This window comes from Myxococcales bacterium (genome assembly GCA_022563535.1).
GTDB lineage: Bacteria > Myxococcota_A > UBA9160 > UBA9160 > UBA4427 > DUBZ01.
Window position 1 is genome coordinate 1 of the sequence record JADFNE010000023.1, and the last position, 13,536, is coordinate 13,536.

The following is a 13,536-nucleotide window of genomic DNA, read 5'->3' on the forward strand; positions in this document are numbered from 1 at the left end:
CCGAGGGGCTGCTTGCGCGCGAGATCCCATAACGTTCCTCGCACATCGACGGGCAGCCGCAACTCCACCACCCGATGTTCCGCCTTCCCAGTCGACTTGCTTGTCGCCCCACCGGTGTAGTCGCTCAGCAGCAGATGATGCGGGCCGTTTGACAACCCCGTTGCGCTGACACGCGAGCCCTTCGCTTCGATCGAGGCCATCGGCTGGCTTCCCACGATCACATCTTCGACGGGAATCACCGCCTCCATCGCGCGAGCAACATGGTAAAAATCTGCTCCCTCGAAGTTCATATATGAAAACCATGCGATCCCGAGCGATCCCGAGCCGAATACTTCGATCACTTTGTCGTAGACCCAAATGCTCGGGAACTCCGCGGCGGTACCCGGATCCACCCAGGGAATGATGTCGCCGCGCGCCATCAGGGCGCGAATGTTTCGCAGACGCTCCCCTACCAGCTTTGGCAGGTTTCTGTAGACGACAGGCTGCGCGTAGTCGACCACTTCGTCGTAGAGCTTGTTGAAGTCAAATATCCCCGTGTAGATCTGGTTGGGTTCGCTGTTGTACGCACCCATGCGCGGAGCCACGCCCCCCGGCAATACCTCTTGCAGCTTGTCCCGGATGTTGAATAGCAACTCGACGCCAAGGTCCGTTACCGCGTCGGTGGGATCGCTCGCATGGTCCTGCGTGATGGCGGCAAGATAGTCGCTGCACTCCGGCGCGTTGCCAATCAAGCACGCATTGGCGCCGCCACCAAAGCACTCTATGTCCATCATGTACCACTCAGGCTTGACTTCGCGGTTGCGCGTGGCGATGCGCTCGAGTTCCTCCCAATAGTAAGTGCCTCGATAAGACGGGTCGATGAACGACTTGCGCACGCCATCCGAGTCCACAATCCGGGTTTCGGCAAAGATTGCCATCCGGTGATAAGGAGAGTCGACGACCAACAGGTCAAAGCCCTTGCGACGCGCAGCTCCGAGGAACTTGCTTCGCGTCTTCTTGTCGATGGGTGTGTCGAAAGAAACGAGGACCGGAACCGTGTTGAACCCCAGGCCTCCGTAATTCTCCAAGAAGTTGGGCCAGCTCATACTGTTGTGTAGTCCCATCCAAGCCAGACTGTGATGGAGCTTGGTTGCAGTCGGCAGCACGGGGAACGCCTTTGCGAGCAGGGCGACAGAATCGGGTTCTTCGAGCCCTACACGCTCGGCTTCCTGGAAGTACATGCGCGGGAGCGCGGTGCCGGGCGTTTCGGTGGGTTTCCCGTTGGCCCGAATGAACAGCGGGCCAAATCCTGACTCTCCACCCACGACCCAGCGATAGCCCAGCTCGACTCGGTAGCGGCGGATCTTCAAGCCGTCACGCATCCCCTTGCCAATTTTCTTGACCGTGTTTTCGACAACCTTTCCGTTTTTGACCTGACTCGCTCCGCTGGCCACCAACTCGAAATCGGTGGGAACCTCGACGATGTACTCGAAGCGAGCACCGGCACTGAGTCGCCGCGTGCAGGTCGCGCCAAGCCAGTTGGGCACCAACAGGTTGCTGCCCACGATCATGGTTTCGCGCAAGGGCTTCGCGCGGCAAGGGGTATCTGTCTTGGCCGACCCGAACAGTTTTATCTCACCCTCGGTCTCCGAAATGCTCTCACTTCGCATCAGGAGTTCAACGTTGCGGATGCTTCCCTTCACACCCTTGCTCGGCGGATAGTAGTAGGCACCAATGAGCAGCTGTTTCCTCGCCTCGGCGAGTTCGAACTCCGGAAAATCAAAGCTACCGATCACTACGCCCGATACCGCGACTTCGAGTTGATCGTGAACAAATCGAAGCAAGATCGGAGTCCACTCGTGCGCCGGAATGTCGAAGGGCAACGCGACTTGGACTTCGACCTGGCGCTCGCCATCCGCAAGTTTCACCTCGAGTTCACGTTTGTCGCCCCGGTAAAAAATATTGAAGCCGCCCAGCACCCCCGAGGATGTCTTGCTCGACATGAGCGCGCTCCAGGCGTTCCGCGGCTCGTCGAACATGACCTCGAGCCGAATTTCGAAATCGTTGCCGTAGAGTGGACCCGCGTCCCGGACCAGAACGCCTCCCGAGTCGGAAGTGCCACCAAAGTGCAACCGATCGCCGTGCCACTGGGCGGCGGCGCGCTTGGGAGAGCTTTCGATCACGCCGTGGTGCTTTGAAGCGCGATCGTGAATCACGATCCCAGCGCCTTCATTCAACGACCAACTTCCCCGGCTCACGAACCCCAAGGGTATGGCGCGCATGCGTTTCGCTGCAGACGCAGTGTCGCGCATGGTGACGTTGCGAATCTTGCCGCGAAATCCCGCCTCACTCTTCTCTACCCCAGCGCCGATGACGAGCGGATAGGGGCTCTTGGTCAAGCGCAGTCGAGGGACGTCAAATCGCTTGATCCGGCGATCGTCGACGTAGACTTCCAGTGCTCCGGCGTGACCGCGAACCCGGATGGAAGTGAAGCGCTGGGGTTCGAGAGGGGCCGTCATGATGCTCGCGTACTCGCGCCGAATCGTGCCGTTCGACATTTCGAAGCTCAACACTTGAGTGGCCTGCGACACGCAGAGGCGAAAGCCCCCGAGACTGCTGCCCTCGGGCTGGCTCGCGAGCAGGCAGCCTTGGACGAAATCGCTGGCGGGCGAAACCTCGAGAGAGAGTTCGAAGGTCTCGCCAGCGATGGGCTGCCCGGAGTCGACCCGCACTCGCGAGCCCGGCTCGCCGCTCAGAAACAGTGCGCCCCCTCGCCACTCCGCCGTCTGGCCCGAGCCGAAGGACTCGATCACGCCATTGCGACCGGCCACATAGTCGTGGATCAATGCTCCCTGGCCCTCGTCGAGCATCCACTTCCCGGCCGTGGCGAGGCGCTTCCCGTCGGTCGCGGCCGCGCGGAGTGACGCCGTGTCCGGGCACGGGTCGAGGTTCTCATAGTCACGAAAGTACGCGCACAGCGGCGGCGCCATCCCGGTGGCGAGCGAGGCCGGCTCTGAAAGCCCGACAACCCGAAGATCATTGAGCATCACTCCGGGGCGCGCTCCGCGCAGAGACACGAACTCGACCTCGAGCTCCCAACTGTGGTCTTTCGTTGAGCTGCAGGGGTCGCGAACGGGGATGCTTACGATCGTGCGCAGCGTCTGCCAATCGTCGGCGCCTTCGTACTCGGCAAACATCGAGAGGGGTTTGCGCGCACACTGAGGACCCTTCCAGTCTGGATCGTGAAGAATGATCCGCACGTGTTGACGCTTGGAAGCGTGAACTTTGACTTCGACTGCATAACGTCTTCCCGGAGCAAGTCCGCGGATCCGCTGTTTGACGATCGTCTGATCGCCCGGTTGCACATTCAACTGCAGGCACTGGCTGTCGGGACAACCCCCGGCGCCTATATGTCCCGTGCTGTCCTGGGCATCTCGTTCAGTGGTGTCGACGATCCAGTGCTCGAGCCCGGCGGCAAAGCTTCCATTGCGGACAACGTTTGCACCGAAATTTTCGATCTCTGCTGTCTCGACGATCTCTGCTGTCTCTCTCGACGCATCCTCGGCAATTGCGGGAAACCCACACCCGAGTGCAAGCGCCACTGCGATCGCGCTTGCGACTGGCCCTCGTCGGCCGCTGCAACTAAGAGTCTGCGAGTTTTGCAATGGTGGACTTGACCGCGCGGAACTTGCCGTTTGGCTCTCGGTCAATTTCCGTCACGCTGTGAAGGTGCACTGTTACATCGCCGCCAACGCGAGAGCGAAATTCACGCCGTAGCTTCGCTTCGGTTGCGGCGTTGAATCCCCGTCCCGGCACAAAGACGACGTCGATTGCATCGGGCGAGCTCTGCAGGATCTGCGCCTCTTCAACCTCGCTCATCGACTTGAAGATGTGATCCATGCGCCCGATTCGGCGACCGGAGGGCGTCACGATGAAATCTTCGATGCGACCGTCAACATCGAGAAAGACGTCCCCCGGTCTACCGCAGGGACAGGGGGCCTTGAGGCGCGTGCCCACGTCTCCAATGCGGTAACGAAGAAACGGGGTCGCGTTGTTCGAGAGCCCCGTTACGAGCAACGGGCCGCGAACATATTCGTCGGTCTCTTCCATCACCTCGACCTCGACGATGCAGAACTCCATGTCGACGTGGAGATTCTCCTCGCTGCACCCCGTCATCGAAACCGCAAACTCCGCACTCCCGTAGCGGTCCCACACCTTGGCGCCAAAGGCTTCCTCGATGTCCCGACGCTGGAACGCCAGCAGCGATTCCGAGGAAGTGAACACCGCCTTGAGCTGCCCGCGCGGAAGTGTGGTCCCCGCGGCGAGCATGTTGCGGGCAACCAGGTGCAGACCCGAGGGATAACCATTGGCGTAACGGGCATCCGTTTCGTGGAGTTGATCGACGTAGAGTTCGAGGTTGTCCGGCGACATGTGGTAAAGCGAAAAGAGCAACTGGTTGTTGTAACTGTTGTTGCGCCAAAAAGGGGCCTTGGTCTGGGTCACGGGCACCACGACTTTGCCCGTAAAGGTGAAGTGAAGGTCGTAGAGCCCGACGCCCAGCTGTTCGCGCAAGCGCCACACCGTGGCATACTCTTCCGCTTCCGTTTCCCGGGTATAGTAAAGACGCAGGGCCGTACCCGTAGTGCCGCTCGTCATACCGCGCCGGAGCGTGCGCTGGGGAATGTCTCGAGTCACGATCGCGTCAGTGTTCTCGCGGTAGACGCTTTTCGAAAGAATGGGGATCCGCGAAAGGGTCTCTTCAATCGCCTCCTCGGCATCCGCTGCGTACGACGGCGCGGGAAGATTCTGATAGAAGGGAGAGTGCTCGCGCGCGCGCTCCACCAGACGCACCAAACGTTCGCGCTGAATTTCCTTCAACACGGCTACCGGGCCGTGGATCGTTTCTTGCCACTTCCCGAGCGTGTTGTGAAAGTGATCCGAGAACCGGTTTAGAAAGCGCCGCTGGCCCGCCGCACTGATGGCCAGGTTCTGGGTAAAGACGGGCAAGTAGTCAAAGATATACCGTTCCGCGAGATCTGATATCGAACGCATTACGATCCAGCTCCCGCTCGAGACCAACCTCTCGGCCTTCGGGACACGCCTCGAATCACTGCTCGGTTCACTCCCATCATGCTTCGAAAGCCTATCTCAGTTTCGGCGCCGGATTTCGCGCTGCGCTCGTCCGTCGCGGTTGCATCATCGCAAAAATCCGCTCCGGCGGGTAGCGACGCTTCCGCGCGTCACTTCTGGCTCGCGTGCTCGGCACTGGGGTCCACTTCCAGGTATTGGCTCAAATAGTGGACGCCCACGTAGAAGGGAAGTGTATCGACCAGGGCGATGATCAGCTTGAATACATAGCCCGATGCAATAAAAACCCACAATTGTGGCCAAATCGGGCTGGCGGCATCGACCGGCAATCCGTTCGCATAAAAGTGTGTGATTGTGATCACCGCAAACGTGTCGATGAACTGGCTCACCAGGGTCGAGCCGTTGTTTCGCAGCCAGAGATGCTTGCCCCGGGTGAGGTTCTTCCAGAAGTGAAACAAATAGACGTCGCAAAATTGCGCCGCCAGGTAGGCGACCATCGATGCCGTTACCGCACCCATGGTGAGTTGACGGATACGAAAAAATGCAAAGTCGTAGGCATCGGTCGGCGGGAGTCCGGTGGCCACATCGAGGTCGGGAAACGGAGGTAGCGCGCCGCCGAGCCATAAGAAGCCCACCACCATGCCGTTCAACAACACCCCCACCCAGACCACGAAGTTGGCGCGCTTCCGACCGTAGAGTTCGCTGATGAAGTCCGTGCAGAGAAACGTGATCGGATAGGGAAGCACGCCGACCGCCAACGCCATGGGGATCTGAAGGCCGAACACGTTGAACGAAAGATCGATAAAGCGCGAGATGCCCAAAATGTTGAGCATCGTCATCGAGCCCAGGAAAACTCCAGCGAGTACGAGAAAGACGCGTTCGCGCCGCGCCTGGAGTTTCGACGCTTCGATGGGGTGTAGTTGGTGTCCTTGGTGTCGTTGGTGTCCTTGGTGGTTTTCTTGATTTGAATGCTGTTCCTCGGCCATGACGGGACCATCATACGCCGCCGCCCTGGGGAATCGCCACACACGCCTACGCCTGGGCCGATCGGGGTTCTTCAACAGGTTTCAAGGGCTGCGAAGTGCTGGCCGGGATGGTAAACCCCTGCAGACCGAAGCTCTGCCCGGGTACCCCGCCGTCGCGGTGGTACGCGGGCCTTCTTGCGTTCAGCGGCCGACGTTTTCGGGCGATTTGGTTTGACGTACAGCTGAGCGCACGCACGGGAAATACTGTTGAGTCGAACGAAGAGCAAAACGATCAAGCAGGTCGTGGGCCAGGTGCGAAAGCGCACTACGCCCGTGCGGATCACCGGATTGCGGGGCGCTGCGCGTTCGCTCGTCGCCGCCGAACTCATTCGCACCCAGGGGACCCGACCGATTCTGCTGCTGACCGCGCATTCCCGCGCCGCGGACGCACTCGCGGAAGATCTGCGTTTGGCCCTGGGAGAGCAAGAAGACGAAACTCGCGTCTTTTTGTTTCCCCGCCACGACACCCTTCCCTATGAGCGCTTCTCGCCCCAGTCGTTTGTCACGACCCAGCGTATGGCGATCCTCTACAGGCTGCTTCGATCGTTCGATATCGCAGACGTTGCGCCGATCGTCATCGCTCCCTGGAGCGCCCTGTTGTCCCGGGTGCCCGCACGCGAGCGGGTTCGCGCGCACACCACCCAACTCGAGGTGGGGCAGTCGATCGACCGCGATGTCCTGATAGAAACCCTCACCTGTGCGGGCTATTCGCGGGTCGCGATCGTCGAAGATCCCGGTGAGTTCGCCGTGCGGGGTGGCATCGTCGATCTCTTCTCGCCTCACTGCGGTCTTCCCTGTCGCGTAGAGTTCTTCGACGACGAGATCGAATCGATTCGCGACTTCGACCCCGCGAGCCAGCGCTCCCAAGGCAAGTGCGAGCACGTCACCGCATCACCCGCCCAGGAGCTGCTGATCGATCGCGAACAGGTGCTCGAGCGCGCAGACAGCTTGAGAGAACTCGCACTCGAACAGGGAAACGACGATCACGAGATCGAAGAAATCATCGACGCCTTGTTGCGCGGCAGCCTGCCGCCGGGCATCGAATCCCTGGGCCCCCTGATCCAACCCGATCAAGAGAGCGTGATCGACTACCTGCCCGACGACACCCTGGTGCTGATCGACGATCCCGCGGCCGGGCAGAAACGACTCGCCCAGTACTGTGAAGAAGCGCTGCGAAATCACGCGGCGGCCCGGGACTCGGGGCGCACGGTGATCGACCCCTGCGTGCTGCTGCTCGAACAGGAAGAACTCGAGAACGCGATTCGCGAGCGCAATCCCGTTTCCCTCGAGCGTCTTTCCATTCACGATCGCAAGAGTGGCGCGATCGAGATCGACATCGGTTCGACCGGGCACGATGAGCTGCGCCGAGATCTCGCCCGGGCCCGAACTCACGAACGAGCGCTCTCGCCCCTGATCGACAAGCTGGCACTTTGGATCTCGTCTCGGTACCGCATTGTGCTCACTTGTTCGGCGCTCTCGAGCGCCGAACGCTTGCGCGCGTTGCTGAGGGAGTACGGGCTCGAACCGCGGCTCGCGAACAATCGACGGCCGGTTTGGCGCTGGTCGGCACCCGGACGCATCGAGGTCCGGGTAGCGGACCTGTCCGAAGGCTTCGAACTCCCCGGCGAAGGCCTGGTGGTCGTCGGCGAAGAAGAAATATTTGGCAAGCGCGAGAAGCGACACACCCGCAAAACCTGGCAGGAGGGGGCGGCGATCGACGGTCTCTCTCAGCTTTCGCCCGGGGATTATCTGGTGCACAGCGATCACGGCATCGGGACGTATCGCGGGCTCGTGGAACTCGTGGCGGGTCGCGTCACATCCGAGCTGCTGTGCATCGAGTATCTGGCCGAAGACAAGTTCTTTCTGCCCGTTCACCGGCTCAACCTGGTTCAGCGCTATGGCGGTGCCGATGGCACCAAGCCCCGCATCGATCGCCTCGGCGGTGCAACCTGGGAAAAGGCCAAGCGACGCGTCAAGAAATCCCTCCGCAACATGGCCGCTGAACTCCTCAGTCTGCACGCGGCTCGAGAGTTGGCCCCGGGTTTCGCCTTCAGTCCCAGGGATACCTATTTTGAAGAGTTCGAGGCCTCTTTCGCCTTTGTCGAGACCCCGGATCAAATGAGCGCCATCGAAGACACGCTGTCGGACATGCAGCGCAACAAGCCGATGGATCGCCTGGTGTGCGGCGACGTCGGCTACGGAAAGACCGAAATTGCCCTGCGCGCGGCTTTCCGCGCCGCACTGGACGGCAAGCAGGTCGCCGTGCTGGTGCCTACCACAATTTTGTGTCAGCAGCACTACGAAAATTTTGTCGAACGCTTTGAGGGTTATCCGATTCGCGTCGATTTCCTCTCTCGTTTCCAGGGGACCAAAAAGTCGCGCGCTGTGATCGAAGGCTGTGCAACGGGTGAAATCGACATCGTGATCGGAACGCATCGCTTGCTGCAAAAGAAGATGAAGTTTCGCGACCTCGGCCTGCTCGTGATCGACGAAGAGCACCGCTTCGGGGTTACCCACAAGGAGCGCATCAAGCAATTGAAGAAAACCGTCGACGTCGTCACCCTGACCGCGACGCCGATCCCCCGCACGCTCCAAATGGCATTCACCGGGGTGCGGGACCTATCGGTGATCAACACGCCTCCTGTTGACCGCTTCGCAATCCGGACCCAGGTGAGTCGCTTCGACGAGTTGCTGATCCGCGAGGTGATTCTGCGCGAAACTCGGCGCGGGGGTCAGGTGTTCTTCGTCCACAATCGAGTGCAGAGCATCGATGCGATTGGCGAGATGCTCGGGCGTATCGTGCCGGAAGTGTCGGTCTTGATCGGGCATGGCCAAATGAAGGAGCGGGATCTCGAAGATGTCATGCGAGCGTTCATACACGGCGAGGCGGATGTCCTGCTCTGCACCACGATCATCGAGAGTGGAATCGATATCCCGCGCGCGAACACCATTGTGATCAACCGCGCCCACACCCTGGGGCTCGCGCAGCTCTACCAGTTGCGGGGGCGCGTGGGGCGCTCGACCCATCGCGCCTACGCGTACTTGTTGGTGCCGAGCCTCAATCATTTGACCCCTGATGCGGAACGACGCCTGGAGGCGATTCAGGACCTCTCCGCGCTGGGGAGCGGTTTTCGGCTCGCAAACATGGATCTCGAGATCCGAGGTGCGGGCAACATGTTGGGTCTCGAACAGTCGGGCAACTTGATGAGCGTCGGGTACGAAACCTATATGTCGATGCTGCAAGAAACCATGGAAGAGCTGCGAGGCGAGTTTCATCGGGCAGAGATTGACCCGGAGATTCGGTTACCCGTCGAGGCTCGGCTGCCCGAATCGTATGTTGCCGACGTCAGTCAGCGGCTGGTTCTGTACAAGCGCGCAGCGAGTGCGCGGGACGAAGAAGAGATCGCGCGGGTGCGCGACGAAACACTCGACCGCTACGGCCCCCTCCCCATCCAGGCCGAGAATCTCTTTGATGTGATTCGCCTCAAGGCCATGGCGCGCAGGATCGGAATTGCCGCAATGGATGTCGTGCGCGGAGAGATCGTGCTCCAGGTTGCGGAGAAGTCCAAGATCGAACCCGAACGACTCGTACACCTGTTGAGTCAGCCCGCCCTCGGATTGCGCGTAGCACCCGACCACAAAATCTACGCCCCTGCCCCGTCACTATCCCACGGCGCAGCGCCACTGTTCGAGGCCGCAACCGAACTCCTCACTAGACTCGGGGCCTGACTGCACCTCAGCGCGTGGCCGCGGCGACGGCGGGGTGAAGACGTACGAGGGTTTCGATCAAGGCTTCGCGGTCAGCGCGGCTTTTGTCTTCGAGCCACCAACACACGACGCTGTTCTGCATTGCGACGAACGCGCGCGCAGCAACTCCCGGGTGGAGCCGCATGTCGAGCAAGCCACTGGCCTGAAGTTCGGCGAGCCGCCGCTCGGTAACACGCGTCGAGTAACCCACCTGGGCTCGGGCCGGGGCGAGTTTGCCGGACTCGTCCCGGGCAACCCGGGGCGCGCGGATCGCCGCGGTGCCAGCCCCGAAGGCCACTCGAAACCGGGCGGGATTTTGTTCCCCGTACGCGACGATCGCCTCGACGAGATCGCGGACCTGTGCTTCGATCGTGCCGCCCGAGCGCGCGACCGAATGCGCGATCTGGCGGCGCAGCCGCTCGAGGGCGTCGAGTACCACGGCCTGGTGGACCTCGAATTTGTCCTGAAAATGGTTGTAGAACGTCCCGACCCCAACCCCGGCATCTCGCGCGATCTGGTTCGAGTTCACCCCGTCGAAGCCGCGATCTGCAAAGCGCTGGGTGGCGGCGGTGATCAACCGGCGACGGACCTCGCTGGGGTCTCGCGCCCGCTTCTTTTTCTTCGTTCGAACCCCGGCTCGCGGGGGGGGATCCAATGGATGGAAGGTTGGCGGTTGGATTGGGCCGGCCATCTACACCCCCCTCTATGTTGATACTGAGTCGCTTCCGCTCTTCTGGTGCGGATACAGATATCTAAGTCGGGGAATTGGATATCTGGCAGGAGTCTAGAGCGGGGTTCTCAGATGTGCAACAAGGCGGCATGAAACTTGTATTACAAAGGGAAGCGGGATTTCGTCGGCCCTCGGTCAACCACGACGCGTCTCGTGCGGGGCCGCAGTTCAGGCTGAAACGCCACATCGCGTTCTGTACCTCGCGAACGAGAAGGAAAGGGGTGTTGATGGCCGTGCTCGGAATCATTCAGGCTCGACTCGGCTCGACTCGGCTCCCGAGCAAAATTTTGGCTCCGCTCGCCGGACGCCCGATGCTCGAGCTGATTTCTCACCGATTGCGGCTCTCTCGAGTTCAGGAGTGGTGGCTCGCCACCAGCTCGGATCCGGCTGACGACGTCACGGAAAGTTGGGGCCACGGCCTCGGGTTGCGGGTTTTTCGGGGCGAGGATGAGAACGTGCTGTCTCGCTTTACCGCCATCATCCGGGAGCGCGAGCCCGAATGGATCGTCCGGATCACGGCCGACAACCCGTTCATCTCGGCTGAAGCGGTGGACCTGTTGCTCGACGCCCGAGTCCCATTCGGCAAAGACCACCCGCTGATCGAGTTTGTCGCCAAAGCCGATGGTTCGCACCAACTCCCTCTCGGCTTTGGTCCGCAGCTCGCCCGCGCCGAAGCCGTGTTGGCAAGTGAGGATGAGATCCCCGAGGACCAACCCCATCACCGCACGCATGTGCTCTCGTGGTTGGCGCAATCTTGCGCTGCAAAGTGCTGCCCGGTTCCAGATCACTGGCCCGCTCGACCCGAGTGGCGCTGGACCGTCGACACCTTTGCGGATCTCGCGATGGCCCGCAGTGCCTTCGCATTGTTCGAAGCACATTCCTCTGATCGCGCCATTGCCATCCACTATTCGGAAATGGTCGCGCTCCTGGATGCGCATCCCGAGATCGTCGCCCAGAACAACGGCGTCGAGCAAAAGCAATTGGTGGAAGGATAGGCCGGTATGTCTACGACGACTTCTGAAACAACGATCACGACGACTTCAACTACGACAACAACAAACGAGCCGTTCGATCTTCGCGGCTTTGGGATCGGGGTTACGGGCGGGGGAAGTGAGCTCGGCAGTGCGATCGCTCTGGGGCTCGCCGCCGCCGGGGCCACCGTGGTGATTTGCGGACGAACGCCGTCGACCCTCGAACGCGTGCTCGCCGAAGCAAAGTCCCGTGTTTTGCCCGGGGATGTAATCGCCATGGTGGGAGACGCGTGTCGCGACGCCGACCTCGAACGCATGCTTGATTTGATCGAAGCGGAAGCTGGACGGGTCTCGGGCTGGGTGAACAACGCCCATCCCGCCCAGGCCGCCGTATCGCGATCGAATCACTGGATGGAGTTGTCCCGCGCTCCCTTTGAAGCGTCGGTTGCAAGCGCGATCGGCGCATTTGCGCTGGCGACCCAGGCCGCCGCAGCGCGGATGTCCCGCCGCGCTGACCCACCGGCGGAGGCTCACGAAAGCGCGGGAGCCATCGTCAACGTGGCTTCGATCTATGGCGTGGTCTCGCCACAACCCAAGGTCTATTCACGCGCGAGTCAATTCGCGAGCCCGCCGGCCTACGGGGCCGCCAAAGCGGGGATCATCCAACTTACCCGGCACGCCGCATGTTCCCTGGCAGAGCTTGGAATCCGCGTGAACTGCGTTAGCCCCGGACCGTTTCCCAAGCGAGAGATCCGACAACACGAAGAATTTATCGAGGACCTCGCTCGCCGAATTCCGTTGGGCCGCGTCGGGAATCCCGAAGAAATTGCGGGCCCGGTGACGTTTCTGTTGAGCCGGGCCGCAAGTTATGTGACGGGACAAAACTTGTTGGTGGATGGAGGATGGACCACTTGGTAGCCACGACGATCCCGCTTGCCCTGGGTACGGCGCAGTGGAGCGGGAACTACGGAATCAATAATACGAGCGGTGCACCCGAGCCCTCCGCGGCGCAGGAAATGCTCAACCTTGCGATGCACGCAGGCATCACAACCCTCGATACCGCGCGGGGCTACGGTGACAGCGAAGCCTTGATCGGCGCCTCGTTGCGGGCCATCGGTTGCCAGGATTCGTTTCGGATCGTGACCAAGTTGCATCCGAAGGTCACGGGACCCGGAGCGACTTCCGCCGAGGCGCTCGCGAATACCGGCCGCAGTCTTTCCGAGAGCCGCCGCGCACTCGGTCGCCAGGTGTTGGACGTCGTGATGCTCCATCGCCAGCGACACTTGGAAGCACATGACGGGCGGCTGTGGCGACGCTTGCGGCGCGAACGAGAGCAGGGATTGATCGGAGCGCTCGGAGTATCGGCCGCAAATCCCGAGGAGGCCTGGCTAGCGCTCGAGCATCCCGAGATCGAAGTCATCCAGGTCGCAGCCAGCCTGCTCGACCAACGGCTGGCGCGTCGGGGGTTCTTCGAGGCCGCACAGGAGGCGGGAAAACAGATCTACCTGCGCAGCATATTTCTGCAGGGACTGGCGTTCATTCCGCCGCGTCAGCTACCGCACAAGTTGCGCGGCTTCACGCAGCCCCTGGCCGAGATCCGAGGCTGCATTACAGCGCTCAATTGCAGCATCGAAGAACTCTTCGTCGCCTACGTGGCCACGCTTCCGGGTTGCACTGCAGTGGTGGGCTGCGAGACCGCGTCCCAATTGCGCGGAATCATTGCTGCGAGCGAATCAACGGGCCCCAGTCCCGAAAGTCTATGCCGGCTTGCATCCCGAATCGTTTCCATGCCCGCAAGGCTGCTCGATCCCTCGCGCTGGAGTGAACTTCCGTCCGGTCACGCTGTCCAACCCAGCGCGGCCAAGGACCTCGCCCCCGCTCGTGCGTTGAACGGCGAATTGGCGCTCCCGATACCCTGAAGCGCAGCGGTCGGCGACGAGAAGCCGAGAGCACGGGACCTTGGCGAAGGCGAGGGTTTCGCAATGGGCTGCTAGCA

8 protein-coding genes are annotated in these 13,536 nt (G+C 61.3%); 4 read left to right on the forward strand and 4 right to left on the reverse strand.

Translation table 11 applies throughout. The features are described 5' to 3' along the window. The 3 genes from IH881_09215 to IH881_09225 all read right to left on the reverse strand — a co-directional run. The coding region (locus IH881_09215) for a hypothetical protein (GenBank protein MCH7867863.1) at positions 1-3,581 on the reverse strand (3,581 nt) is incomplete at its 3' end. A 40-nt stretch (positions 3,582-3,621) separates the two neighbouring features. Further along, entirely contained in the window at positions 3,622-5,031 is a 1,410-nt protein-coding gene (locus IH881_09220; protein ID MCH7867864.1) for a phenylacetate--CoA ligase family protein, read from the reverse strand. Positions 5,032-5,219: 188 nt separating this feature from the next. Next, complete coding sequence (locus IH881_09225) at positions 5,220-6,053, reverse strand: queuosine precursor transporter (protein ID MCH7867865.1); 834 nt, start codon at positions 6,051-6,053, stop codon at positions 5,220-5,222. Between the two features lie 246 nt (positions 6,054-6,299). Here IH881_09225 and mfd point away from each other — a divergent pair, with 246 nt between their 5' ends. Then, positions 6,300-9,821, forward strand: a complete 3,522-nt coding sequence (gene mfd / locus IH881_09230; protein MCH7867866.1) for a transcription-repair coupling factor — start codon at positions 6,300-6,302, stop codon at positions 9,819-9,821. 7 nt (positions 9,822-9,828) lie between these two features. Here the strand turns inward: mfd and IH881_09235 are convergent, their stop codons facing one another. Next, positions 9,829-10,530 (reverse strand): TetR/AcrR family transcriptional regulator, encoded by a 702-nt coding sequence (locus IH881_09235; protein MCH7867867.1) that lies wholly within the window; start codon positions 10,528-10,530, stop codon positions 9,829-9,831. A 266-nt stretch (positions 10,531-10,796) separates the two neighbouring features. On the opposite strand from IH881_09235, the gene IH881_09240 reads away from it, so the two are divergent. From IH881_09240 to IH881_09250, 3 genes are read left to right on the forward strand one after another with little or no spacing between them, the layout of a single operon-like run. Continuing rightward, the gene (locus IH881_09240) at positions 10,797-11,564 is read left to right on the forward strand and encodes an NTP transferase domain-containing protein (protein MCH7867868.1); all 768 of its coding nucleotides are present in this window, start codon (positions 10,797-10,799) and stop codon (positions 11,562-11,564) included. 6 nt (positions 11,565-11,570) lie between these two features. Next, positions 11,571-12,458: an SDR family oxidoreductase gene (locus IH881_09245; protein ID MCH7867869.1), complete on the forward strand. Its 888-nt coding sequence runs from the start codon at positions 11,571-11,573 to the stop codon at positions 12,456-12,458. Next, on the forward strand, positions 12,443-13,459 hold the full coding sequence (locus IH881_09250) for an aldo/keto reductase (GenBank protein ID MCH7867870.1): 1,017 nt from the start codon (positions 12,443-12,445) through the stop codon (positions 13,457-13,459). The genes IH881_09245 and IH881_09250 overlap by 16 nt, the downstream gene beginning before the upstream one ends. Positions 13,460-13,536: the final 77 nt, after the last annotated feature.